The organism is Phormidesmis sp. 146-12 (assembly GCF_052939495.1).
This window is the reverse complement of the sequence record NZ_JBJPHS010000016.1, coordinates 41,051-63,591: the sequence shown is the minus strand read 5'-3', so window position 1 is coordinate 63,591 and position 22,541 is coordinate 41,051. Positions and strand designations below refer to the sequence as shown.

The 22,541-nt window shown below is 47.2% G+C and carries 30 protein-coding genes; 11 read left to right on the top strand and 19 right to left on the bottom strand.

Annotated elements, in window-relative coordinates:
• The first annotated feature begins 48 nt into the window (after positions 1-48).
• The 5 genes from ACKFKF_RS09790 to ACKFKF_RS09770 all read left to right on the top strand — a co-directional run bounded on the left by ACKFKF_RS09790 (position 49) and on the right by ACKFKF_RS09770 (position 1,771).
• Entirely contained in the window at positions 49-306 is a 258-nt protein-coding gene (locus ACKFKF_RS09790; RefSeq protein WP_446867557.1) for a hypothetical protein, read from the top strand.
• 4 nt (positions 307-310) lie between these two features.
• The gene (locus tag ACKFKF_RS09785) at positions 311-757 is read left to right on the top strand and encodes a type II toxin-antitoxin system VapC family toxin (RefSeq protein WP_446867556.1); all 447 of its coding nucleotides are present in this window, start codon (positions 311-313) and stop codon (positions 755-757) included.
• Positions 758-848: 91 nt separating this feature from the next.
• A complete protein-coding gene (locus ACKFKF_RS09780; protein WP_446867555.1) occupies positions 849-1,070 on the top strand; it encodes a hypothetical protein in 222 nt (73 codons plus the stop codon).
• 24 nt (positions 1,071-1,094) lie between these two features.
• Positions 1,095-1,346 carry a hypothetical protein gene (locus ACKFKF_RS09775; RefSeq protein WP_446867554.1) on the top strand — a complete coding sequence of 84 codons (252 nt, stop codon included), beginning with the start codon at positions 1,095-1,097 and terminating at the stop codon, positions 1,344-1,346.
• On the top strand, positions 1,343-1,771 hold the full coding sequence (locus ACKFKF_RS09770; protein WP_446867553.1) for a PIN domain-containing protein: 429 nt from the start codon (positions 1,343-1,345) through the stop codon (positions 1,769-1,771). Before ACKFKF_RS09775 ends, ACKFKF_RS09770 begins: the two co-directional genes overlap by 4 nt.
• 56 nt (positions 1,772-1,827) lie before the next feature.
• Here the strand turns inward: ACKFKF_RS09770 and ACKFKF_RS09765 are convergent, their stop codons facing one another.
• Entirely contained in the window at positions 1,828-2,061 is a 234-nt protein-coding gene (locus tag ACKFKF_RS09765) for a hypothetical protein (RefSeq protein ID WP_446867552.1), read from the bottom strand.
• Positions 2,062-2,074: 13 nt separating this feature from the next.
• Entirely contained in the window at positions 2,075-2,407 is a 333-nt protein-coding gene (locus ACKFKF_RS09760) for an NfeD family protein (protein WP_446867551.1), read from the bottom strand.
• A 263-nt stretch (positions 2,408-2,670) separates the two neighbouring features.
• Here ACKFKF_RS09760 and ACKFKF_RS09755 point away from each other — a divergent pair, with 263 nt between their 5' ends.
• Both ACKFKF_RS09755 and ACKFKF_RS09750 read left to right on the top strand, forming a co-directional pair.
• A complete protein-coding gene (locus tag ACKFKF_RS09755) occupies positions 2,671-2,859 on the top strand; it encodes a hypothetical protein (RefSeq protein ID WP_446867550.1) in 189 nt (62 codons plus the stop codon).
• 280 nt (positions 2,860-3,139) lie between these two features.
• Complete coding sequence (locus ACKFKF_RS09750) at positions 3,140-6,322, top strand: NACHT domain-containing protein (protein ID WP_446867549.1); 3,183 nt, start codon at positions 3,140-3,142, stop codon at positions 6,320-6,322.
• On the opposite strand, the gene ACKFKF_RS09745 is transcribed toward ACKFKF_RS09750, so the two are convergent.
• The 13 genes from ACKFKF_RS09745 to ACKFKF_RS09685 form a co-directional block, all read right to left on the bottom strand.
• On the bottom strand, positions 6,313-6,786 hold the full coding sequence (locus tag ACKFKF_RS09745) for a hypothetical protein (RefSeq protein ID WP_446867548.1): 474 nt from the start codon (positions 6,784-6,786) through the stop codon (positions 6,313-6,315). The genes ACKFKF_RS09750 and ACKFKF_RS09745 overlap by 10 nt on opposite strands.
• Positions 6,787-6,822: 36 nt before the next feature.
• Positions 6,823-7,674: a hypothetical protein gene (locus ACKFKF_RS09740; protein WP_446867547.1), complete on the bottom strand. Its 852-nt coding sequence runs from the start codon at positions 7,672-7,674 to the stop codon at positions 6,823-6,825.
• Positions 7,675-7,725: 51 nt separating this feature from the next.
• The gene (locus tag ACKFKF_RS09735; protein ID WP_446867546.1) at positions 7,726-8,007 is read right to left on the bottom strand and encodes a hypothetical protein; all 282 of its coding nucleotides are present in this window, start codon (positions 8,005-8,007) and stop codon (positions 7,726-7,728) included.
• 54 nt (positions 8,008-8,061) lie between these two features.
• Entirely contained in the window at positions 8,062-8,553 is a 492-nt protein-coding gene (locus ACKFKF_RS09730) for a hypothetical protein (RefSeq protein WP_446867545.1), read from the bottom strand.
• 30 nt (positions 8,554-8,583) lie between these two features.
• Positions 8,584-8,862, bottom strand: coding sequence for a hypothetical protein (locus ACKFKF_RS09725; RefSeq protein ID WP_446867544.1), 279 nt, complete (start codon positions 8,860-8,862; stop codon positions 8,584-8,586).
• A gap of 41 nt (positions 8,863-8,903) precedes the next feature.
• A complete protein-coding gene (locus ACKFKF_RS09720) occupies positions 8,904-9,461 on the bottom strand; it encodes a relaxase/mobilization nuclease domain-containing protein (protein ID WP_446867543.1) in 558 nt (185 codons plus the stop codon).
• 105 nt (positions 9,462-9,566) lie between these two features.
• The gene (locus ACKFKF_RS09715) at positions 9,567-9,908 is read right to left on the bottom strand and encodes a hypothetical protein (protein ID WP_446867542.1); all 342 of its coding nucleotides are present in this window, start codon (positions 9,906-9,908) and stop codon (positions 9,567-9,569) included.
• Between the two features lie 12 nt (positions 9,909-9,920).
• Positions 9,921-10,292 carry a hypothetical protein gene (locus ACKFKF_RS09710; protein WP_446867541.1) on the bottom strand — a complete coding sequence of 124 codons (372 nt, stop codon included), beginning with the start codon at positions 10,290-10,292 and terminating at the stop codon, positions 9,921-9,923.
• Positions 10,293-10,481: 189 nt separating this feature from the next.
• The gene (locus tag ACKFKF_RS09705) at positions 10,482-11,144 is read right to left on the bottom strand and encodes a hypothetical protein (RefSeq protein ID WP_446867540.1); all 663 of its coding nucleotides are present in this window, start codon (positions 11,142-11,144) and stop codon (positions 10,482-10,484) included.
• Between the two features lie 131 nt (positions 11,145-11,275).
• Positions 11,276-11,566, bottom strand: coding sequence for a type II toxin-antitoxin system RelE/ParE family toxin (locus ACKFKF_RS09700; protein ID WP_446867539.1), 291 nt, complete (start codon positions 11,564-11,566; stop codon positions 11,276-11,278).
• On the bottom strand, positions 11,554-11,820 hold the full coding sequence (locus ACKFKF_RS09695; protein WP_446867538.1) for a ribbon-helix-helix domain-containing protein: 267 nt from the start codon (positions 11,818-11,820) through the stop codon (positions 11,554-11,556). Before ACKFKF_RS09695 ends, ACKFKF_RS09700 begins: the two co-directional genes overlap by 13 nt.
• Before the next feature lie 121 nt (positions 11,821-11,941).
• The gene (locus ACKFKF_RS09690; RefSeq protein ID WP_446867537.1) at positions 11,942-12,067 is read right to left on the bottom strand and encodes a hypothetical protein; all 126 of its coding nucleotides are present in this window, start codon (positions 12,065-12,067) and stop codon (positions 11,942-11,944) included.
• A 253-nt stretch (positions 12,068-12,320) separates the two neighbouring features.
• Positions 12,321-12,674 carry a hypothetical protein gene (locus ACKFKF_RS09685; RefSeq protein WP_446867536.1) on the bottom strand — a complete coding sequence of 118 codons (354 nt, stop codon included), beginning with the start codon at positions 12,672-12,674 and terminating at the stop codon, positions 12,321-12,323.
• 319 nt (positions 12,675-12,993) lie between these two features.
• Here ACKFKF_RS09685 and ACKFKF_RS09680 point away from each other — a divergent pair, with 319 nt between their 5' ends.
• The 4 genes from ACKFKF_RS09680 to ACKFKF_RS09665 are packed head-to-tail and all read left to right on the top strand — an operon-like array spanning position 12,994 to position 16,325.
• Entirely contained in the window at positions 12,994-13,416 is a 423-nt protein-coding gene (locus tag ACKFKF_RS09680) for a hypothetical protein (protein ID WP_446867535.1), read from the top strand.
• Between the two features lie 12 nt (positions 13,417-13,428).
• On the top strand, positions 13,429-14,544 hold the full coding sequence (locus ACKFKF_RS09675) for a ParM/StbA family protein (protein ID WP_446867534.1): 1,116 nt from the start codon (positions 13,429-13,431) through the stop codon (positions 14,542-14,544).
• 13 nt (positions 14,545-14,557) lie between these two features.
• Positions 14,558-15,514 carry a hypothetical protein gene (locus tag ACKFKF_RS09670; RefSeq protein ID WP_446867533.1) on the top strand — a complete coding sequence of 319 codons (957 nt, stop codon included), beginning with the start codon at positions 14,558-14,560 and terminating at the stop codon, positions 15,512-15,514.
• Positions 15,501-16,325 carry a DUF6753 family protein gene (locus ACKFKF_RS09665; RefSeq protein ID WP_446867532.1) on the top strand — a complete coding sequence of 275 codons (825 nt, stop codon included), beginning with the start codon at positions 15,501-15,503 and terminating at the stop codon, positions 16,323-16,325. Before ACKFKF_RS09670 ends, ACKFKF_RS09665 begins: the two co-directional genes overlap by 14 nt.
• A 55-nt stretch (positions 16,326-16,380) precedes the next feature.
• Here ACKFKF_RS09665 and ACKFKF_RS09660 read toward each other — a convergent pair whose 3' ends face one another.
• From ACKFKF_RS09660 to ACKFKF_RS09645, 4 genes are all read right to left on the bottom strand, one after another.
• The gene (locus ACKFKF_RS09660) at positions 16,381-16,962 is read right to left on the bottom strand and encodes a hypothetical protein (RefSeq protein ID WP_446867531.1); all 582 of its coding nucleotides are present in this window, start codon (positions 16,960-16,962) and stop codon (positions 16,381-16,383) included.
• A gap of 88 nt (positions 16,963-17,050) precedes the next feature.
• A complete protein-coding gene (locus ACKFKF_RS09655; RefSeq protein ID WP_446867530.1) occupies positions 17,051-18,868 on the bottom strand; it encodes a DNA polymerase in 1,818 nt (605 codons plus the stop codon).
• Positions 18,869-18,918: 50 nt separating this feature from the next.
• Entirely contained in the window at positions 18,919-19,638 is a 720-nt protein-coding gene (locus ACKFKF_RS09650) for a response regulator (RefSeq protein WP_446867529.1), read from the bottom strand.
• Between the two features lie 4 nt (positions 19,639-19,642).
• The gene (locus tag ACKFKF_RS09645) at positions 19,643-22,444 is read right to left on the bottom strand and encodes a response regulator (RefSeq protein WP_446867528.1); all 2,802 of its coding nucleotides are present in this window, start codon (positions 22,442-22,444) and stop codon (positions 19,643-19,645) included.
• Positions 22,445-22,541: the final 97 nt, after the last annotated feature.

The following is a 22,541-nucleotide window of genomic DNA, read 5'->3' as shown; positions in this document are numbered from 1 at the left end:
GAAAACTCTAAGGTGTCTACAAAATAAAAAGTCAAATGGAGGCAAGAAATGAATACTAAACTGGTCGAATCTTTAGCTCAAATTATTCAGTCCCTGGCTCCAGAGGAGCAAACACTTCTGGAAGAGAGATTAAAGGCGACACCAAAGAAGGATTGGAGACAGTCATATCAGGAACTCAATGAGCTGAGGAAAAGAATCTTTGCTCGTCGGGATGGTCAACCGCTTTCGCCAGAGCCAGATGAAATCATCTGGCAAATGCGTGAGGAGCGAACAGCAGAAATAATGCAATCTTTACAAGATTCTTGATTCAATGGCTCAATCTAGCTCTACGGTGCCTCAAATGATTTGTGTTGATGCTAGTTTTGTTGTTCGTTTTATAACTGGCAAGAATCCAGATTCCTCTGCTGATCAGCTATGGAAACGGTGGCAACAGTCCCAGGCTACTATTGTGGTTCCTACGCTCTTTTTCTACGAGGTTAGTAATGCTCTACATCGGTATGCCGTTTCAGGACAGCTTACGCAGCAAGAAGTACAAGAATTGTTGGATCGGGTTTTAGGGTTTGATCTGAGCAGCTATGGTGATTCTGAACTGCATCGGCAAGCCCTTAAGATTGCCCAGCGCGAGAATTTACCTGCGGCTTATGATGCTCACTATCTTGCTCTGGCTGAGCGGTTAGAGACTGAGTTTTGGACAGGCGATCGCCGACTGTTCAATACCGTGCGATCGCGCCTACCCTGGGTTCATTTGGTGAGTTGAAAGCAAAATGCTGAAGCTGATGGAGAGAGTGAGGCGATCGATGAAAACTAAATTTCAAATGGGTCAGTAAAACCTAATTTAGGAGTGAATGATGAAACCGATTAAAAAGCAAATTGTCACTGACGAATCGATGCGACCTGTTGCAGTTCTAATTGACTATCAAGATTGGCAAGCCATTGAAAAAATTCTAGAAGCCTATCAAGCACAAGATACAACATCAACACTGTCTGAATACGCAGGCGTTATTCAGCTCACCGTCGATCCTCTGGACTATCAACAGCAAATTAGAGAATCAATTAAAGATTCAAGATGAAAAACCAAAAATGGAGATTTAGAGATGAAAAGTGTTACATTACGTTCTCATGTTGGCGCAGATGGAATTCTTAATTTGCAAGTGCCTATAGGAATTACCAACACCGAGCTGGAGGTAATGGTTATTATTCAACCCTTAATTCAACCCGAATCAAAAGCATCAGAATCTACAGGTTGGATACCTGGTTTTTTTGAAGAAGTGATCGGCAGTTGGGACGGTGAACCGCTCGTTCGCTCTGAACAGGGAGAGTATGAAGTACGGGAAGAATTAAAGTGACCTATCTTTTGGACACCAACACCTGTATTCATTTACTGAATGATAGTAGAAGTGCTCCTGTACCTCGTAAACTTGCGATGCTTCAGCCAGGAGATATTCGTCTTTGTAGCATTGTCAAAGCAGAATTGTCCTACGGAGCCTACCGAAGCTCAAGGCGGGAGCAAAATCTAGCGACTCTGGGAAGGTTTTTCAATCAGTTCTTCAGTCTTTCGCTTGATGATCAGGCGGCGCTGATTGCCGGACAAATTCGATTTCAACTGGCTGCATCAGGTACACCCATCGGATCTCATAATGTTTTGATTGCTGCGATCGCACTCGCCAATTCCCTAACTCTAGTGACACACAATACCCAAGAATTCAATTGTGTTGAAGGATTAACGGTAGAAGATTGGGAATTGCCGTTGAACGGGGAAGTAGAACCATGAGTGAATCCTTAAATGGGATGCTGATTCGAGTAAATCGCCGTGGATGGCGACAAGCCTTACCGGACAGATTCAATCACCACAGCCATTGCCATCAAACAAACGACGATAATGGTTATCCGAACCAACCACCACCCAAAAAGGTTGATCAGAACTTCAACCAGTGGAAATGCTGCCAAAACGACCGACAGCAAACAGGTAATTCCTAACCCAAACAGGCTCAGCAGAAGATATTTGAGTACCTTACTGGCAAATCTAAACAGCCAGCCATGCTGACGAGGATGATGCATCATGATCTTGCCTCCGTTAACTTAAGCAGGTAGCAAACCAGGAACCGATCTGCTGCATCCATCCCGGCAGACCTGACTGGTTGGCTTCAGGTTGATCAGCGATGGGGATTGGCGGATGAATCCAACCGTCCATTGGAACTACCAGCAGCGTCAGACCTTCTCTGCCAATCACCCTCACGGGCATACCCGGCAATGTCTCTGCACAGTTGGGATGGTAAAACCGGGCAAACCAAGTGGTCGCCATGAATTCAACTCGCCCTCGTTGATGCCGGGTAATGGTTTGCTCAACTTCACCGATCGCAGCTTGAGGAAACAATTCAATGATTTCTGGTGCAAATGTGAGACTCATCGCTGGCACTCCTGTATCTCTTAGGTTTGATGCTCTTAGTGTGCGATTCCAAACCTTTCTGAACCAGGGAAAATCCAGTGGTTAGATCCGAAATTAAGCCTTTTTCAGGCAAACAATCCTGTCCCTTCACCTGCCCGCTTTTCAGCGTTTAGAGAATTTAGACCCAAGACCGATTGAATCCGCTTAAAATCGGGAAAACCCACTTATCTTCCCGAAGATCGGGTTTTAACTTCGGCAACCCGGATCTCTTACTGAAAATCGCTATGACTTCAGGACAGCCCAAACGCAAACGAGGTGTTGTACTCACCCCCACTGGGCGGCAGAAACTTCAGGACTCAATCAAAGCCTGGGAGGAGCAGGACAACTTCGGCGATAAGTTGACGATCGAGGAACTGAGCGATCGCTACGCTCAAATTCATGCATCGAACACAAAAAGATTCAGTTGTTTTTAGTGAAGCTTTAAGAGCGGCGCGATCGCGTTTCGCTACACTCTGAATGGCACGCTTGAAACTTGAGCTGTATTCGGTTCCAGACCAAAGCGGGACAGTCGAGAGTACAAGATCATACGAGGCGGACTGATGTTTTGGGGAACTGAGGAGAAGCTGCTGACGAGATAGGTGACTGATTTCCCCGGTTATGAGGCAGTCGATTGGGGAAATATTTTACCTGTAAAGGCTGTATTAACAGAGAAACTTATTACTATACATAAATACAGTCATCAGATTCAAGTTCATGGAAGAAAAAACCAGCAGTTCTGTTCCTTCTTGGTTAGACGAGCCTCCAACTCCGGTGGATGCGTTGCCTGTTCAGACAAGACTTCAAACTCTTCCACTTGAAGAGCTAACCTGGGAAAACTTTGAGAAACTTTGTCTACGTTTAGCCAGACTAGAAGCTGATGTAGAATACTGTCAGTTGTATGGTGAGCGTGGTGATAAACAGGAAGGCATCGATATTTATGCCAGAAAACCACGCCTACAAAGCTACGCGGTATATCAATGTAAACGTGTCAATGACTTCGGTCCCTCTAAAATACGTGAAGCAATCTCTAAGTTTCTCGAAGGAGACTGGGTTGATAAGACAGAGACCTTCATTTTGTGTACAAAGGAGAGTTTGGGAGCAAAGCAGCGGACTGATGAACTGGAGTCCCAAAGCAGCATTCTTCAGAGCAGAGGCATAACATTGGTTTCTTGGGATAGTCGCGAGCTATCCATTAAGCTCAAACGGTGCCCAGAGCTAGTAGATGACTTTTTTAGCAGAGCATGGGTAAGCGCTTTTTGCGGACAGGAGCAGGCTGAAAGGTTAGGCGACAAAACCGAAGAAATAGACTTTGTTCGCGATTATGTCTCATGGATTGAGAGCAAAACTGATCAATTCGTTGTTCCAGGACTGTCTGAGGAATTCTCCATTAGAAACAACTGGATTCCACTAGAAGCAAAATGTGTCGAAGGGGATAGGGAATCTTTCAAAGCAGAATTGATTAAAAAGCTTTACCCCTTAAGTATTGTAATCGGACATCCAGGGAGCGGCAAAAGCACCTTACTTCGACGAATAGCTTATGAGCTATCTTGCATGGGCAAGAAGGTTCTATTAGTTCGTCTTCCAGAAGTTTTACGACTGTGGCGTTCCAAAGAAGGTAAAAAATTTAGTGATGCAGTTTTAGAAAATGCAACAGATGGCTTAAACCTAAATCAGAACAAAATACGGGAAGCTCTCAACAATGCCGATTATCTTTTAGCAGATGGTTTAGATGAGTGCAACACTGATCGAGCAAATGTTGCAGAGCAACTCATCTCATGGACGGCAGGGCATCCAGCAGCTAGAGTTGTTACTACTAACCGTATCAGTTATGAGCCAGAACTACTTCCTGGATGGAAACAGGTAGAGATTCAACCTCTAGACAAAGAAAGCCTTCAGAAGTATTTTAAACAGCTTCTAACAACTTCTACCATCGAGCAAGATGAACTTGAGAAAAAATTAGCTTTATTCGAGAATCTTCTACAAGATGAAAAGCTACGTTCCCTTGTATCGAGAAGCCCACTGTTACTTGGTTTTATTGTTCAACTAATAAGATCAGATGTAGATCTTAGGCAGAAGAATCGAACGGAAATCTATAAGGCAGTTATTGATTTAGCTTGTGAGCATCTTCCACAGTATAGAGAATCTATTGAACTTAGCAAAAGAAGTGCAAAGCGTGTTCTTGAAGTAGCAGGTTGGAAATTAATGCATCAGCCTCTTCTGACTGAAGGAGAGCTTATTGAAAGCTTGACTCAAGAGCTTGAAAAGAGAGGTTTTACATCACTACAAGCTGAAAAAGAAGCTGTGAAGGGAATTATCTTTTGGAGAAATCAACGAATGTTTGATTGCTTCAAGCTTGGGTATCAGAAAGTAATAAATTTTGTCCATCTCTCTTTATGTGAATATGCAGCAGGTCAATACGCTTCTCATTTAGATGAAACTAGCTTGAAAGAGTGGATTCAGCAAGTTAGAAAAGACTCTAGCTGGAGAGAAACGATATGCTTTGCGGCTGGCTTGGGGCGAGGAGAGAGAATCGCCACATATTTGCTTGAACTAGATAACTCAGAAGATACAACTTCACCAGAAGCGCTTTTAGCGATAAAGGTAGCAGCAGAAGCCAGTGAAATATCGCCTGAACTTTTAGAAGCATTAATCGAACAAATTCAACCACGATTAAAATCCTCTTCGCCTGATATAGCTTTTAAAGCGACCGAGGCACTTTTGTTAATAGCAAATAAGGGTTCAAGGATCATTGCGAGTATTGCAGTGTCACTACTCGCAAGTACTTATTCTTGGACTCAAGTATCAGCAATGAGCCTTGCACTAGATTGTTGCGAAGATAGCATCGATGCGAATGACCTCAAAGAGGTTATTAAACAAATTATAACAGAATCAGTTGTGTCTAAGAGAAGCCCATTCTCAGGTGGAAGTGCAAGGAAATGTAGTACTTCTGAATGGAAGATCAGAGATCAAGTAATTGTCAAAGGTTGTCAGCTTCTACTCAAAAGACAATCAAACGTTGAAACTGCCAATGAGATTTTACAGTTAACTTCTCAAGGCTCTCTCAATGTTGGAACTCACATATTGGTAGAGAAACTACTACGCGATTATGTTTCAGAAAATTTAAAATCTTCTGTGAAACAGGAAGATAAGAAGAAATGGGTTGATTTTTGGCAAAAGCTTACTCGTCCTAACAAGCTTTTTGCGGAGTTCAGTCCACGCAATACCTTACTAGAGATAGAAAGGAAAGAACGTGCAAAATGTGGTGATCGGGTATTTCTAAAAGCAGTTCTTCGATTAACTGGGATTCCTACAGCAATATCGGAATCAAGACAGCAAGCGCAAGAGTCAGTTACTCTCGGAATCCTTCTCAAAGGGATGGGATGGTGGAATATGCCAACCACTTATTGGGATCTTCTGGGCAATAGTCATGATTTAGAAGCTATTGATACCGTGCTTAGGGGAATGATTTTCATCCTGAATATTGACTCTCAAATACTGGCAACAGAAGCGGTATGGATGCTAGAGAATACAAATCGGTTTTTTTCTTTCGATTTAGCTTCTATTAAGGCGTTACTGCAATCAAATACAGTTTCAGAAAATCTACTGGCGCTGAAGCAATTGCAAAAAATCTATGAAGATGAAAGAGCAGTTGGTTCCATTTTTAGCCAAAGCCCCAAAGTGCCTGTTGACTTTAAGTGGGAACGAGCTACACAAATTCAATTGCCTTCAACCGTTCTAGTACAAGCCCTTGAACATCCGTCTATTGGAATTCGTTGGAATGCAGGTTTGCTCATAAAACACGGTGCTGGAGGGCAAGAAGCCATTGAAATAGCAAAGAGTGTTATTGGAGAAGATGAGTGGCAAGAATTTGAAGCAATGCAAGAAATTTACGTTTGAGGTCGCAATGGCTTCTTACGAGGCTGATTTATTGCCTGCCAACGCTGAATGCTAAGGACGATCGAGTCCAGCGATCGACTGGCATAGGCAGGAGTTTTACCAGCACTCTGCCAAATGGTATCCGCTTCATCAGAGTCAAGTGGTGGAGAGCAGCGATCGCAGTAGCGTTGAAACAATCGCTGCGGATCAGAATAATACGCAATCCCTTCCTCATCGAGCAGGTTCGCTGTGCCCAGTAAATCACGAGCCAGCTTGTACCCTGCATTGTTGCGGTTGCCTTCCCCTTCGCCCCACTGCAACAAACGTTGATCATCGTGAGTCAGGCAAATCAATAGCGGAATAGCTGCGCCGCTATCGCGTCGCTGGGGGCGCTTGATCGGTTGTGGGTTGCGTCCCACCTGCCCTGACCGTTTCAGAGGTTGCAGTCGATTCGGTTGGGAGGGCAGTACGGGTGGATCGAGCAAAGCAGAAAGTGGGTCAACGGTTTCATCGGCTTTCGATCACCGCGTGAGCCGCACCCACTTTCGCCACCGTTGCTCAGGTAAGTCATAGGGAAATAAACCAGTAGCATCGAGTGCAGTTTCCAATTCCTCTGGACTATATTGACGATCGCTCTCTTCTTCCAGCGTGATTGGAATGGGTAAACCCAACTGACCATCAACAACTTTGCGACGTACCATTCCTGCTAGCCGCATCGATCGCGCTGGGTTACAAATTGCAGGGTCAGCATTCTGCAAAATGGCTAATTTGCGGTTGAGCCTCAACCAGTGTTCAGGAGCTAATGGTTGTTGACAGCGAATATAAACATGAAGGGACTTACCGCCCGTATAGGCAATAGCAGTGGGATGCAGTCCTGTCTGGTCTTTCAAGCGCTCCAGAGCTAATTGTTGCTCAGTCAACTGTTGGTCGTCAATTTCGTAAAAAAGGCAATTGCAATGGTTGACGTGATCGTTACTGATGCCCTGCTCTGGTTGGTTGGGGTAGAAGCAAACCGTTGCACCCAGCCACGAAAATTTAAAGGCAACTTTCCAGCCATCTCGATAACGGCGACGGCTCACTTTCCAGCGAGTATTGCCTGCTGCATCTCGTCCACTATGCATGCAGGCGCACAAAGTGAAACCCCGTTTCGTCACCTTGCCGCAAAATACATAGTGCTGATAAATTTGCTTGTCCCCTTTCTGGTAGGAGTCCCACCTGGGAGGAATCAACTGAGTTAGCAAATCCCACGAAATCCGCAGCCAGATTCGATTACCAGGACGAAACCCAATGCGGCGCAAAAATCGAACGGTGGTCTGTCGAAGTCCAGCACGATCCAAACGGATAGTTTGAGGTGAAGATAGATTCTCAGTCATAACCTTTTGAAAAAGCACCCCCGGTAGTCGTGGTCGCTGGAGTCAGTTGCATTACTGCATGGCTACTTTTTGGTATTTCTGAAGTGCAATCTCAAAACCATTGCGGTTGAAGGCGTATTGAGCAATTCCTGTATGGCAATGCCAGTCAGCTTCTTGTGCCAGTTGCCCAACCGAGAGTTCAAGCCACATAATGATGGCTTGTCGGAGAAACATGAGGTCGTAGACAGTATCATCTTGCTGTGCAAAGAACTGCTGAAGCTTTCTGGCAGCCTCATCAATTAAATCCCCTGAAACAGAAAGTTGGATGGAAGTTTGAGTCGTTGCGGTGTCCATAACGCATCCCATGAAGGTCAGGACACGGGGTCGCGGTAGCGGCTTTTCTAAAAATTATTCCCTGATATGGCTTTCACCGCAGTCTAAGCAAAAGTAGGTGCTTGACCAGACACCAAGTTGTTTCCAGTAACGGTTGTAGGCACGATCGTAAGCAATTTTTTGCAGCCACCAGATACCCACACTCCCGATCGCCATGATCAAAAATTTCTGCACTGATGATGTCACAAATGCTTGCTGACTCATGCCACCCGTTAAGCAGTAAAACAATTCCCACAGCACTCCTGGAAACCAAAAAACAATCCAGAGTGCGATCGGAATTGCTGACATTGTGGGTGCTGTCGGTCGGGCTGCACGCTGCGCCAACTTGCTCTGGGCGGTAGAAGTGCCACGATACCTTCCGGTACCGAGTGAATATCCACTATGAGTCACTTGATAAGTGCCTTCCTCATAAATCTTGTCAGCACTTTTGATTCTGTCACTCCCGCAGTGTGGACAGGTGGGAGGTTGCCGTCGAGACGGGATTGGCTTGATGCTTTGTCTACTCACGGCAATCGCTCCTGAAGATTCGAGGTCGTTTCACCAATCGATATCTTTACCCTTCACCCCTTTAACTGTCCACCACCCGTAGGCACGTTGTTCCAGATTTTTTAGCACTTCCGGTTGGGTCAGGTCAAGATTGGGAAATCGTGCTTGAACCACCGCGAATGTACCTTGCCATTCTTGTTTCAGAATTCGTTGTGCTGCGATCGGCGATCGCCATAGTTTGGAGTAGAGCATTTTGGCGTAGGACTGAATTAATTGATTACGAGATTGAGGATCAAGTGCATCAATCGGTTGCGAGTTAGGTAAAACCATAGACGAAATAACAATGCTTCACCACCTCTCGGCGGTAGGCATCACAATTCTAACTGACGACTTTGTTCGTATGGAATGGAAAGTCTTTGATGGTTATTTTCTTCATTAATGCTAGGCAGTACCATCTCTGGATATTGCCTCTTTTCCTTCTCCCAAGTAGATTCAACTGGAGTCAAATTAAACTCCTGTTCTAATTTTCTCATCACTGTCTGAATACGAAGGTGATCCCAGCTATCTGAGACACAAAAGCCATTCAGCTTGATACGACTGGCAATAATGTGAACATGATCATGGGCACGATCACAATGCCGCACAACCACATACTGGTTATCATCAAAACCCATCTGTTTCAAATACTTTTGTGCAAGGGTATGCCAGACCGCATCCTTTATCTGCTCTGGTGGAGGCAGACTGAGGGATGCATGATACATACAGCGATCGACTGCCGGATTCAGCCGTTTGAAAAAATCAAATTCTTGGGCTAAGTCAGCAGGTTGTGAATTTGCCATGTTGCTGCCAATCAACTTCGCCCCTTGCTTTCCGAGCGCGTATGCCAGCACTGGATAAAACGCTTTTCCTTTGAACTGCTTACCAATCATCAAAACAGTACTTTTAAGATTGAGTCGCTATGCGATCGTTCAATGAGTCAGAGAATTACTGAGGTGGCTGCAATTTGGCTCTACCGCTTCGAGCGTCGTTCTCACCTACCGTTCCTCAATCGCTGTGCGAATCTGCTCACCTAGGGCCGTGTAGATTTCGTTCAAGGTATTCTCAATCTCAGTCAGAATGACTAAATCAGCCGGACCCTGCTCCCCTTCATAGTGATTTGCAGGATCAAGTTCTCGACAGAGCCTCCCTAATTTAACCACTTGTTCTCGGTGCAACATTGCACTGGCAACCGCACCATATTTGGACAAGATTTCATAGCTGATCAGTTGAGCTGCACTAATGCCCAATTTTCTTGCCCGTTGTTCTGATTCAAATTGTCGGACTGAGTCAATCGGAAACTCAATGCGTAAATGGTCTTGAGGTCTTGCTAAATTCACAATAGTTCTCCTTCAAGCATTAATTTGGACAATGAGATTTTGGATTTGCTTGATCATCTCATCCAACTCATCAAGCAGGGTTACACTCACAGCTATCGAAGCTTCTGGCTGAGACACGTTACTTAATTTCCTAACTTGATCAAGCACCGTATGAATCGCGCCGAGTTGTCGATAGAGGACAGCCAGTTGCAGAAGCTTCGTCTTTGAGAGCGATCTCGACTGATCAGGAAATAGAAGCGATCGTTGAGCCGCCTGCTTCAACAACACTCGGATGAGATCACTCACTGACAGGTCATATTGAGTCGCTAATTGCTCTGCCAGCTCCCGATCTTCATCACTGGCTCGGAATTCAATGCGATCCAGACGCTGTGTAGACTTTGGCATTTGGCTTTGTCCAAGATGATTATTAAACGGATTATTGCAGAGAGCATAACGGCTTCCTGATCAGTAAGTATCTCAAGTGTTGCCACTCGTCGCCTCATATCGCCTCTCCCACATGACCGGAAAAATTGTCCCTTCCAATAGCAACAAAAACATTTCCAAGCGGTTTCACCTGCTGAGAGATGGAGTACGTCAGTCAAATAGGCTAACTTGCATCGTATTAGAGAGTTCCTCTACCACAATCGGCTTGAGCGCCTCAGTCTTCTGGCGATACTTGGGTGCAGACCTGACTACTTTTCTACGAATGTCCATCCCCAGTTCCCGGTAAGTTCGTTCAACTCGCTCAAATGAGATAGGCACATCGCCGTTCATCTCAAAAAATGAACTATACCCCGCTGGCACTCGGTTATGTCGTTGCAGCACTTGATCAAATGCCCATAAGACTAAATCCGCATAATCGCGATGCAGCGGTGCTTCCAATGTCAGTGGTTGCAAAGCGCAAACAATCTCAGCCGGGGTCGATCGTTCTGTAATTGCGCCCTGCTCAAATTCATCCAGGATTTGTTCAAACCGCTCCCGTCTAACAGCCTGCAACAGCCAATCAGGAAGCACATCTGCCCAGGCACTTTTGCCAACCACAATTGAACCCCGGAAGTAGTGGAGATGTTCAGCTTTGACCTGGAGCAGCAGCAGGCAAATTTCCATAAAGGCTGTCGGCGCTGGCTCCAATACTGAAGCCATTGCTTTCATTTGGGCAATGGTTTGAGCAAGCCTTTCGCCATCTGCTTTGCACACAACGTGAGGAGCGCCAGTCGTTTGGTCAGCAATACCGAAAAGTTTGAGCTGGTCTGTCATGGCGTAGTGGGTAACTCATTGCCATGACCATTGCGGTAGCAGAACCAACAACCTTTGCTATTGGAGAGAGTGAGACTATTACCTGCCTACTTCATGCACTGCCCATTACTACAGAAATGCTCCAGAGCAAATTAAGTTGGTCTATCCTCCAAGCCTTGCCAAATCTGAAGAATGTATATGGTGTCGTCTTGAATTCCAAAGTAAATCAAATACCCACGTTTACCCCAAAATACTCGCAGTTTCCTCCGATTCGGATGCGTTCTAAGTTGTGGACAGCGGAAAGGGTTTTCTGCCAAACTATCGGCTGCCTCAAAAATTGCCTGAACCGCACGAGCGGCAGCGTCGGGATTTTTAGATTCTAAGAAAGCATAGACTCGGTTGAGATCATCGAGGGCTTCTGGCAGCCAGACTATTGCGGACATGACAAGGGATTGTCCGTACTCAGGCTGTAAGCCCACTCTCTGACATTTTGATGGGAAACAGCATGACCTGTTTTCTGAAACTTCTGCCAGCGACGATCGTTCTCTTCATCTACCTGTGCTTCAAGTGCCGGGTCAATTAACTCATCAAATTGCAACAACGCCGCTGCAACGACCTCATTAGGACTACCGTAGGCACCAGAAGCAAGTTGCCGTTCGATGATTGCCGTTAGCTCAGGAGTCAGAGAAATTTGCATCGCGAGTACCAATGGGCTGCTGAACGATTTAGATGATTCTAGTTTAGTCGATTTCACGGCTGATCGCGATCATCACATCTCCAGCGATCGCATAGCGTCTCACAGGAGAATCGTTCATTGCCTAGCTTTCACCAGCAACGATCGCCTTCAACACCTGTGTGTATTCTCTAAAAACAAATTGTCCGTACACCAACATAGCTTGCAATGTTTTTCGAGGGGCAGTTCGCGGCGTAAACGAATGGCACATTGCCGCATCCTGACGCACACAGCATCTTGTTCAGTATCAAGCATTACCTGTTGCTGACAGCTATTTCTAATAGGTGGTTAAAGAAAATCGGCAGTAGAAGGCATTTTGAGGGCGATCGCCGCTATGCGTCTCAAACCGCCACGTCACGAATCAGAACAGAGGAACTACTCCTTCGCCCTCACAAAGCGGGTGGGCTGGGTGGGCAAAAAGTAGCCCCATCCCTGAGTAGGAATTCGGAATGGGGATTGTTGGCTTAAGCGGTTAGCTCTGCCACATCGTTGCGGGCAACGGCTGCTTTGTAAGCATTCTGGCGTTTGTAAAACGTTGCCAGTTGCTTCTGGCGCTCTGCCCGCACTTCTTCAACCGAAGTGAAGCCGAACTTTGCTGCTTCAGCCATCAACTCGTCTAAATCGAGCTTGCCATACTGCCGTTCAAATAGCACCTTAAACTTTTTCCAATCAAAGTTCTTACCCTGACTGGAAGCTTTGATTTCAAGGGCATGTCCAGTCAATTCTCGCAGGGTGTTGAGCACCATGCGGACTTGCACTTCACCATTGAGGTGTTCGGTGGCAGCATCAATCAAGTTCACGCGAGTGGTCTGAGCCATGTTGATTCTCCTTGTTATTTTCAGGTTGTTCAGGTTGAGCCATGCTCACGATTGGCACGACCGTGGTCGCTCCTTGCGCTTAAGCAGCGTTTGCTCACCCTTACCGCGACAGCGTCGCTATTTCAAATTCCTTGCGCGTTGGGGAGGTGGGTGGGTGCTGAATCGGTATTGAGTGTTGATCATCTCCCAACTGGCTAAAGTTCTTTGAGTGCTAGCCACTCCTTCACTTTTGAATGGGAGATTTTTCTTGTCCATCCTTCAGAGGCGATCTGCCACAGGTACTCGCTACGGTAAGCAATGTCATTGGTCACGATTTGCTATGACATCTTCCTCCGAATTGGCAGAACTATCTTGTCGCCTGCGGGTTCCGGCAACCTCCATTTATGCTCATTTGTTGCGCTACCTGAAGGAACACCCGTATCACACCATCAGTGATTTTTTGCTGGATGCAGCTACCGCCTTCTATCTGCCGCTGTCACTCATGGAACCGTCGATCGCGTCTGCTATCTCACTAGAAGATCTGCACATCTATGGCTGTCAGGCAGTCTCCGCGTTAACGGCTCAATCCGCTTTGATTACTTCCCGGCTGAATGCCCAACTTCCGACCTCACTCCAGATTCACACATCACTGACAACATTCAATCAAACCTTAACTGCAAATAAAGATGTCGTCCAAGCGACAACTGTGCCTGATAAACTCGTCAACCCATTTAGTAATGCAAACTTCAGCAAACTCAAGTAGTGGAACCATTTCATGCCAACGACTAAACTTCAGTCACGTCACCTTATGGTTGCGATCGACTTTGGCGGCTCGTCTACCAAAGCAATTTATACAACCCTGAACGAAATTTCATCTCCTACCAGTCTGGTAATGGCTCCTGAAGCGGCTCAGATCTCACCTACCAGTTTGGAGCAATTGCAAACAACCCAATTGTTTACACCTGCTCCAGAACACAATACTTGGGTGAAGTTGGGTAATGATTGCTGGGCAGTAGGGACACTCGCCAAACGCTTTCACGCCCATGCTGGACTGAATCAACCCAAGTTTGAGCGTGCCCTCTACAAAACACTGGCAGCCATTTGGGTGATTCAGCAGCGACTACAGTTTCCGCATGAATTTCACCTGTCGCTTTCCTGCCTACTGCCACCGAATGAGTATGAGGATAGAACACGCTTTGAGAAACAACTTCGCTCTGCTCTGACCCGCTTTGAAACGCCCAGAGGTGGATTGAAGGTGAAGCTAGAGCAGTTTGACTGTCAACCTGAAGGAGCGGGGATTGCCATTCGCTATGCCAATAGGCATAAAGACAAGTTCTCAACTCAGCGAATCGCGATCGCCATGTTAGGACACCGCAATGCTAGCGTGATTGCTTTTGAACATGGAGCCTTGTCTGTCTTCAAATCCTCTAACCTGGGTTTCATTCGTTGTCTGGAACAGATTGAGCAACGCAGCAGTGGGCAAACTCCTGAACGTCTGCTTTCAGCGATCGTCGAGTGGATTGGCAGTAAGATGCAAAGTGAGGAACCCTTTGTGGAGATCGCCCGCTCCACTCAAGCATCCAATCGAACAGAGGAAGCCAAACATTTGGCAGCGATCGCTCGGCAAGCACGGGCTGACTACATTCGAACTATCACCTCCTGGCTACAAGAAGTGATGCCCAACGGTGCCGATGAGTGGGTACTCGCTGGTGGCACAACCAATCTGATTGCTACGGAGTTAGTCAAGCACTTTGGTCAGCATCTTTCCTTTCATGCCGATGTAGAAATACCAGAACCCATTGACACTGACGAACTGGGACACCGGCTCTCAGACGTTTGGGCACTGTTTCAGTATTTCTGCTCGATTCACCCACAACTGCAACCTGTTTGATTTGGAGGCAACCATGCAACCTACAATTCATATCGTCGATGGCTCTGGGGGTGGGCGCGGCAAATCCTTGTTTACCTGTGCGATGGCGCATTATTGCCAGACTCACAACTACCCGATTCAACTGTTCGATGCGGATAATGCACACAATTACAACGTCAAAAAGTTCTACAACGATGCTGTTGAACTGGTCTTGAGCGAGATTGAATACCAAGACCTGGACAAAGTGTGGAGCAGCGTGGAGCAACATTTGATTCCCCTGGTTAACCTGCCTGCCGGAGCACATCAGTTTGTCTACGACTGGTTCAAAAGCAACGGGCTGCTGGAACTCAATCTCACAAGTGGTGGTGGCATGAGTTCAGAAGAGGGCGAACCTGTGCGCCTGATCAAATGGTTCCTGTGCAATCCCAGCCAGCAAACATTGGAGCTATTTGAGCGATCGCTGGAGGACCATGCCACATATCCTGAAGGGCGAGTCATCCATATCTTTGTTCGCAACTTGCACTTGGCAACAGAGCGGCAATGGCGGGAGTTTGGCAACGTGATTGAAACTCAACAGACAGGGAATGGTAAACCCTGGAAAGCCCTTTTTGCCTCGCCCCATGCCAAAGTGATGGATTTCCCCAAGTTCCCACCTTACGAACGAGACAAGTGGGATAAGTTGGGCTGGACGTTTGCTCAGACTATCGCCGCGTCGGATCACTTCCATCTACTAGAACGGCAGCGTGTTGCCACCTTTCTCAAAGAATTTGCACGGGCGATCGATGCTCTAAACCTTTGGAATGGCACTCTCACCCAAGAAGAAACGGCCAAGCTGACCCAGGCTGCCCAACTTCAGGAGAAAACAAAGACTCGAAAATCGAGTACAAAAAACTCTGCTTCTGATAAATCCGAACAATCCACAAAAACCACACCTGACACTGTCAACGTAATCGAAGAAACAAGTCAGGAGGTTGCCCATGTCCAATCGTAATGGTACTTCTCCAATCCCTACTGATGAAGACCTAATTCTGGATGATGAGGAAATCGCACCGCCACCGCTACCAAACCGTCCACCATCCTTAAAACTGTCAGCAAGCGCAAAATCTGCCCTGGATTATCTGTTGATCAGTGAACCAGACTATGTGAAGGCAAAGGTGGTTGAAGTGTTGACGCAGTACAACCTCAATTCCGATGATCCAGCCTTTATTCTGATGGCAGCAACTGGACGATTGCAGGCTTTGCTGGAAGAGAAACCCAAAGACATGAACGCGCTGTTTGAGCAGTGGCGAGATGAAGTGTATCGCCGAGTGGCAGACTATCGGGAAGGTTTGAAGGAATACGAACGCACGGCATTAGAGGCACAGAAAACCGCGATCGCGCACACGGTTCACACGCTGATTCGTAAAACCGCGATCGACCAGTTCATGCACCAGTTGAGTGCCACTTCGACTATCATTGCAGGCGCGTTACTATTAGCTGCTGCCGCGCTTGGCGGTGGACTGGGATGGTCCTATGCTCAGTCACGACAAGCTCAGGTGACTCAAGACCCATCTGGCAAGCGTCAACTCACGCTAGATGAAGCAAATGCCTTAAAGTGGGCAACCAGCGGCGAGGGCAAGTTTGCCAGGAATTTGATGGAGTGGAATCGGGATTTGCTGTCCCGCAATTGGCAGGGACGTTTGGAGTGCGAGGAGCAGGCGAAAAAGCTAGGAGTGACGCTGAAGTTGGGGGAGAAGAAGGTGCGATCAGGCTTTTGTACACTGTGGGTGCGATCGCTAGAGCAACAAAAAGCTACTAACTAAAAAAGAAAGCCCAACTCCTCTTGGAATCAGGCTTTTAGGTTTTCAAGGTTATTAACTATTCGTCATCTAAGTCGAGGCCATCCTCGTCAGTTTCCTCTAGATCGTCGTCAGCATCCTCTTCGAGTTCATCGTCAAGATCCAGATCGTCCAGACTGTCAAGTACATCAGGCACATCCGGATCAGCCGCCTTTCTGCCGTTACGACGTTCCAGACTGCGCCGATTCACGTCGATCAACGCTCGAATTCCCTCATCGGGATCTTCAGGAATTGCAGCATCAAAGTGAGCGGCAATTTGCGCCATCACTGCCAGGTCAAACTTCAATGAGTCTGGCTCACCAAACAGTTTGGGAAACACTTTCGTGTTCCATGCCTGCCAATCAAAGGTGCCGTTGTTCTTTTTAACCGCTGCGGAGGTGGCATTTCCCATTACTTCCCGGAAGCCATAATAGGCTGGAATGACAGCACTTTCAGTTCGCAGAGCCACCTTCACCTTGTAGGTTTGGAAAAGAGCATTGCGAATTGCTTTGGTTGCCACTTTGGGATCACTCAGATCAAGTAATGGTGCAGGCTTAGCAGCCGTTTTTGCTGGAGTCGTTTTGGTAGCATTACCATTTCTAGCTTTCGTGGTTGTTGCCATATCGATGAATTCCTCATCTCAACTTCACCCTAACCGCCGCCAGGGGCGGCAGGGGCACTGGTTGTGCCCCCTTTTTTTCACTCTTTTTTCATGCCGCCCAACTCTTACCCACTCGCACATCAACAATGACAGGGATTGGGTCAAGTAATTGCTGCGCTACCTGCTCCATCCACCGATGCACCAAGCGACTGACCTTTGCTGCCATTCCTTCTGGGCATTCCACTAGCACTTCATCATGCAACATTCCAACGATGTAAGCCTCAAATGGTAATCGTCCAGTTAGATTTACCAGCGCCAGCTTCGTGATGTCAGCGTTCAATCCCTGCACGGGTTGGTTAATCATCTCGTTTAATCTGGGCTGTTCTCGCCAGCGTCGTCGCCGTCCGGTCATCGTGCGGCATTCTCGTAACTTACTGATATAGACATCGCGCTTCACTTGTTCATGCCACTTTTTAATGCCGGGATACAACTCGAAAAAGCGCTTACAAAAGTGTCGGGCATCTTCCAAGCTCATCGTTACTCCATACTTCACCTGTGCCTGGTTTTGCAGTTTGCCTGCTCCCATACCGTAAATCAATCCAAAGTTAATGGCTTTGGCTAAGCGGCGCTCCTCCTCAGTCACTTGTTCTGGTGGTTTTCTGAGAATGAAAGCGGCAGTCAATCGATGCAAGTCTTTTCCCGCTCGATACGCCTGCTGCATCCGGGCATCACCACTGATCTTGGCAACAATTCGTAGCTCAATCTGGTTGAAGTCTGCCTTGACAATGACGTTTCCTGGTTCAGCAACAAAGCAACGACGGATCGCCTCGTTGTGAGGAATGGTTTGCAGGGCAGGATCACGACAACTGGCTCTCCCCGATCGCGCGCCGAGTTGATACCATGTCGGATGCACTCGTCCCGTTGCAGGATGAATATGGTGCAAGAGCGGTTGATAGAAGCTGTCAGATAATTTGCTGAGGTGGCGGTATTGCAGCAGAGTACAAATAGCAGGATGTTGATCTGCGATCGGCAGCAACGTTCGCTGATCGGTTGATTTGACTAAAATGTCAATGGCAGCAAGGGCAGCTTTTACCTGCTTCGGCGAATTGGGATTAATCCCATCACTACAGTCAGGCAATAGGCTAATTTGAAAATCTCCAGGCGATCGCAGTTGTTGATGCAGTTGTTCTAAAGTCTGTGCTAGCTGGGTGTTAAGGGCAGACTGTTGCTCCTTCCACCGATGCTGATCAATCCCCATACCATGAAGTTCCATTTGGGCAAAGGCAACTAGGCATTGGGATTCCAGATGGGCGATCGCCTCCAGCTTCGTAACTTTCAACCGCCGAACCAGAGCGTCATGCAGTGGTAGCAGAATTGCCGCGTCTATCGCCGCATACTGTAGCTGCTTGGGAGTCAGGTTTAATCGCGAAAAATTGCTCTGCTGCTGGTCTTTGTCGAGATCAATCTCCAAAATTTTCTTGACTACCGCCTGTAGCGATGAACGAACTTTAATACCAGCCGTCCACACTTTAAAGGCAAGCTGTGTGTCGAAAAACGAACCGGATGGCGACATTCCAGCCTGCGTGAGAAACTGCCAGTCAAACTTGAAGTGATGTCCTACTTTGAGAGCACCACCCTGCAATAAGTGCTTGAGCAGGCGGTAATCTTTGACTGCAAACAGGTCAATGATTACAACGGGTTGATTAGGTGTCGCCAGTTGCACTAACCGCAGGCGATCAGTGTGCGGATCTCTGCCAGTAGTTTCGGTATCGATCGCCAGAATTTTTGCAGTCAGCAGCGGAGCGATCGCGGCTTCCAAGTCAGCATCACTTTGTACATAAGAATAAAAAGGTTTGGCGCGAACACCACGAGATACCTTCTGCTGCGCCCGTTGCGTGTCTTCATAGGTATAAAAATCGGCTGACATGGGGAACCCTTATTTCATCCCCATGTCAGCGGCGGTAGCAGGGAAAGTAGCTATTTCTGATTCAAGAGTCCAGTTGTCAACGCACGGCTAGCAGCTTCCGTTCGACTCTTGGCAGACAATTTTTGCATAATGCTGGCAACGTGGCTCTTGACCGTGCCTCGACTGATGAAGAGTTTGTTAGCAATTTCGCCGTTGGTCAGTCCTTTTGCGACCAGTTCCAGCACATCAACTTCCCGATCGGTTAGCTTCTCAAAGGTCTGAATGGGTTCGTCAAATAGTGCTAATGGCTCTTCGGAACGTGATTCTGGCTCTATTGGCACTTGAGGTTGAGCAGGTTTCATTACGCAGCTTTGGAGAATGTAGCGAGCGATCGCCGGGTCGATCCAGTGGTTTCCTTCATAGGTTTGTTCCAATGCGGTTCCAATTAGCCCGATCGGATTATCTTTCATGCAATAGGAATCCGCTCCCGCTTCAAAAGCAGAAATCACATGGGCTTCATCTCCGCTGACCGTCAACACCATTACCTTGACTTGAGAATGGTGACGCTTAAGATGCTGGGTCACTTCAATGCCGCTCATTTTTGGTAGACTCAGGTCTACGATCGCAACATCTGGTTGTCGCGTCTTGATCAGCGTAAGTCCTTTCTCGCCAGTCTCTGCATCGCCAATGACTTCAATTTTGGGATTATGTTTGGGAAGCGCTACTGTCAACCCAAACCTGACCAGTTCTTGATCCTCAATCAGAAAAATCCGAATTTTGCTGCCAGCCATAATCTCACCCTCTTTTTGAGTCTGAGTGTGTACTGGTCGATTGCACCCAACGATTAATTCGCAAGACTTCCTGGCGGCAATGCTCTAACAACCGCTCTCCCTCAACAGCCAGGGGATGAGGCTGCTTTGCCAATACTTCCAGTTGCTTTGTCCACTGTATGAGAGATTGATTTCTGACGATAGCACAAGCTCCTCGAAACCGATGGCTACAGTAGGCAACTGCCTGCCAGTTTTGTTGCTTTAGAGCAACATCTAGAACGGCAAGTTCCCGTCGAGCGATTCTTACAAACTTTTGAACAACTTCTAATACGGCTCTTATGCCATCAAACGTTTCCAGCAAATACGTCACATCCACGGGCACAGGATCAGAGGGTAGCACTCTCAAGTCACGGGGCAGAGACCTCCGCTTAGGCTGGTCGGGCGGTGAATTGTTCCGCAACTGCAAAGCCGATCGTCTGCCCCATTGATTTAGCATTTGGGCAAGTTCTTGTTGAGAAACTGGCTTGCTCAGGTAATCATTCATACCTGCATCCAAGCAACGCTGCCGCTCTTCCACCATTGCGTGAGCCGTTAGAGCAATGATGGGCAAACTTGCGTGGGCAGCGTTGCATCGAATCAGACGGGTTGTGCTGTAACCATCCAACTCTGGCATTTGGCAATCCATTAAAACTAGATCAAAAGGCTTCAGTTTCAGCTTTCCCAACGCATCTTTTCCATTGTTGGCAACCTCGGCTCGATGCCCCAAGCGCTGTAGCTGGTGCTGTAAGACATATTGATTCATAGCATTATCTTCAACTAACAGAACGTTTAATGCCTGAAGAACAGGTTCCACGGGCACTACAACCCCAACAGGTTCTGACTGTAAATCTGAGGTCCTTACATCAAACCGAGCTGTGAACCAGAATGTTGAGCCTTTTCCAGGTTGACTCTTGAAATCGATCTTTCCACCCATTTGCTCCACGAGTTGTTTAGAGATTGCCAGTCCCAAGCCTGTCCCTTCGTGTTGGCGCGGCGAGGAAGAATTAACTTGTGAGAAAGCCCGGAATAGTCTGGGATAGTTGCTGCGAACAATGCCAACTCCGGTATCGGTTACTTCAAATCTCAGCAGGGTACTGGTCAGTTCGCAGACCTCTGCCCTAACAGCCAAACTGACCTTTCCTTGCGTTGAAGTAAACTTAATCCCATTGCCAATCAAGTTGAAGAGTATTTGCTTGAGGCGATGGGCATCTCCATACAATCGCTTGGAGACTTTTCCCTCGATCTGAACCGACAGGGTAAGCTGCCTATTTACTGCTTGTGGTTCCATCGCCTGGATGACCTCATTCAAACACTGATTGAGATCAAACCAGTGGCGCTCGAGAACCAGTTTGCCCACTTCTAACTTCGACAGATCCAGGATGTCATTAACGATCTTCAGTAGATGCTGGGCATTGGCATGGATGATTTCGACGAAGCGGCGGTGCTGTGCATTGAGACCATCTCCTAGCAGCAGTTCTGTACTGCCCAACAATCCATTCATCGGAGTCCGAATCTCATGGCTCATATTTGCTAAAAATTGAGACTTAAAACGAGCTGTCTCCAGAGCCGCCTCTCGTGCCTGTACAAGCTGGTCGATCGGTTGTACTAACAAAAAACTACCGCCAATTTGCCCATCTTGATACCACGGTTGAATCGTCCATTTCAACCAATGGTTTGAGCCATTATCCAACAGCACGGCTTCTTCAGAACGATGGGTAATCTTGCCGCGAACCGCCTGCTGGTGAACTTCCTTCCAGTGGTGGGGTACGCATAGTTTACTGCCGACAATTCTTTTACCGAGGAGATTGGCTTCTGCCAGCCAGTATTCACTATAAGCAATTATTCGTCCAGCACGATCAAAAATAGCCATTGCAACAGGAGCATGGCGAATCAAAGACTGGAGGCGCTGCCGTTCGTATTGTAAGGCGACAGAGTATCGAAGTTGCCGCCACACGCCAACAGCCGCGACAACGATCAAGCCGCTAATTACAATTACCAGAGTATTGAGCGGCATTAGGCGAGTTTCCACCGTTGACTGTGGAATGACCTGTGCCAATAGCCAGGGGGCTTTCTTCAGCGGTACATAGACGACTGTATAACCTTGCCAAGTTTCGATGCCTTTTTTGTTAGGCTGCCAACGTTGCAGTAGTCCTTTGGGCGGGGGTTGAGTTGCGCGGATCACTCGCCCCGTTGAGCCAAAGAGAACCGTGCCACCAATTTTTGGCGCATCAATCTGGAATTTTTCAGTAGGAATTCCACCACCTAATACACCCACAACAGTCCCCTCTGCTGCACGTATCGGAGCCGCGATCACAATGGTAGGCTTTTGCGTATTGCGACTTATAAGAGGATCGCTCACTGTCACATAGCCCCGAATCGTGTGTTGGAAATAGGTACGATCGCGAATTGAAATTTGCAGAAGACCTTTATTGGTAGTAAAGATTTTGCGACCATTTCTTGGTGCTATGAAAAAGCGATCCAATGTACCTATGTGCTTTAGTTCGGCCTTTAGATAAGGCTGTACGGACTTCCAGTTGAAAGAGCGCGTTACGGGGCTGTTAGCGATCGTGGCAACTTCTGTTTTCTCTTCCAGCAGCCACTGATCAATCTGTTGTGCCTGTCTTTCGGCATCTGCTAGAATTTCTTGCTGCACACTGGTGAGTAACAATTTTCTGACCAGCAGATAACTGCTGATGGTAACTACCCCAGCAACGACTGCAACACTCACACTAATGACACCCACTGCCCGCCGTTTACTGAGTTTCTTGAAATTCGGCTTCTTAATCATCGGCACCTCAAAAGCGACTGGGCATTCAAGAGCATTTGAAAGAATAAAAATATTCAATTTTATCTTTAAGAAGTTTTGTTAAAAAATCTAAAACGCT

Excerpts from the sequence above, each read along its gene's own strand:
- ACKFKF_RS09790 (WP_446867557.1), top strand. The coding sequence starts at position 49 with ATGAATACTAAACTGGTCGAATCTTTAGCTCAAATTATTCAGTCCCTG.
- ACKFKF_RS09785 (WP_446867556.1), top strand. The coding sequence starts at position 311 with ATGGCTCAATCTAGCTCTACGGTGCCTCAAATGATTTGTGTTGATGCT.
- ACKFKF_RS09780 (WP_446867555.1), top strand. The coding sequence starts at position 849 with ATGAAACCGATTAAAAAGCAAATTGTCACTGACGAATCGATGCGACCT.
- ACKFKF_RS09775 (WP_446867554.1), top strand. The coding sequence starts at position 1,095 with ATGAAAAGTGTTACATTACGTTCTCATGTTGGCGCAGATGGAATTCTT.
- ACKFKF_RS09765 (WP_446867552.1), bottom strand. The coding sequence starts at position 2,061 with ATGATGCATCATCCTCGTCAGCATGGCTGGCTGTTTAGATTTGCCAGT.
- ACKFKF_RS09760 (WP_446867551.1), bottom strand. The coding sequence starts at position 2,407 with ATGAGTCTCACATTTGCACCAGAAATCATTGAATTGTTTCCTCAAGCT.
- ACKFKF_RS09755 (WP_446867550.1), top strand. The coding sequence starts at position 2,671 with ATGACTTCAGGACAGCCCAAACGCAAACGAGGTGTTGTACTCACCCCC.
- ACKFKF_RS09750 (WP_446867549.1), top strand. The coding sequence starts at position 3,140 with ATGGAAGAAAAAACCAGCAGTTCTGTTCCTTCTTGGTTAGACGAGCCT.
- ACKFKF_RS09740 (WP_446867547.1), bottom strand. The coding sequence starts at position 7,674 with ATGACTGAGAATCTATCTTCACCTCAAACTATCCGTTTGGATCGTGCT.
- ACKFKF_RS09735 (WP_446867546.1), bottom strand. The coding sequence starts at position 8,007 with ATGGACACCGCAACGACTCAAACTTCCATCCAACTTTCTGTTTCAGGG.
- ACKFKF_RS09725 (WP_446867544.1), bottom strand. The coding sequence starts at position 8,862 with ATGGTTTTACCTAACTCGCAACCGATTGATGCACTTGATCCTCAATCT.
- ACKFKF_RS09720 (WP_446867543.1), bottom strand. The coding sequence starts at position 9,461 with ATGATTGGTAAGCAGTTCAAAGGAAAAGCGTTTTATCCAGTGCTGGCA.
- ACKFKF_RS09710 (WP_446867541.1), bottom strand. The coding sequence starts at position 10,292 with ATGCCAAAGTCTACACAGCGTCTGGATCGCATTGAATTCCGAGCCAGT.
- ACKFKF_RS09705 (WP_446867540.1), bottom strand. The coding sequence starts at position 11,144 with ATGACAGACCAGCTCAAACTTTTCGGTATTGCTGACCAAACGACTGGC.
- ACKFKF_RS09700 (WP_446867539.1), bottom strand. The coding sequence starts at position 11,566 with ATGTCCGCAATAGTCTGGCTGCCAGAAGCCCTCGATGATCTCAACCGA.
- ACKFKF_RS09695 (WP_446867538.1), bottom strand. The coding sequence starts at position 11,820 with ATGCAAATTTCTCTGACTCCTGAGCTAACGGCAATCATCGAACGGCAA.
- ACKFKF_RS09690 (WP_446867537.1), bottom strand. The coding sequence starts at position 12,067 with ATGTGCCATTCGTTTACGCCGCGAACTGCCCCTCGAAAAACATTGCAA.
- ACKFKF_RS09685 (WP_446867536.1), bottom strand. The coding sequence starts at position 12,674 with ATGGCTCAGACCACTCGCGTGAACTTGATTGATGCTGCCACCGAACAC.
- ACKFKF_RS09680 (WP_446867535.1), top strand. The coding sequence starts at position 12,994 with ATGACATCTTCCTCCGAATTGGCAGAACTATCTTGTCGCCTGCGGGTT.
- ACKFKF_RS09675 (WP_446867534.1), top strand. The coding sequence starts at position 13,429 with ATGCCAACGACTAAACTTCAGTCACGTCACCTTATGGTTGCGATCGAC.
- ACKFKF_RS09670 (WP_446867533.1), top strand. The coding sequence starts at position 14,558 with ATGCAACCTACAATTCATATCGTCGATGGCTCTGGGGGTGGGCGCGGC.
- ACKFKF_RS09665 (WP_446867532.1), top strand. The coding sequence starts at position 15,501 with ATGTCCAATCGTAATGGTACTTCTCCAATCCCTACTGATGAAGACCTA.
- ACKFKF_RS09660 (WP_446867531.1), bottom strand. The coding sequence starts at position 16,962 with ATGGCAACAACCACGAAAGCTAGAAATGGTAATGCTACCAAAACGACT.
- ACKFKF_RS09655 (WP_446867530.1), bottom strand. The coding sequence starts at position 18,868 with ATGTCAGCCGATTTTTATACCTATGAAGACACGCAACGGGCGCAGCAG.
- ACKFKF_RS09650 (WP_446867529.1), bottom strand. The coding sequence starts at position 19,638 with ATGGCTGGCAGCAAAATTCGGATTTTTCTGATTGAGGATCAAGAACTG.
- ACKFKF_RS09645 (WP_446867528.1), bottom strand. The coding sequence starts at position 22,444 with ATGATTAAGAAGCCGAATTTCAAGAAACTCAGTAAACGGCGGGCAGTG.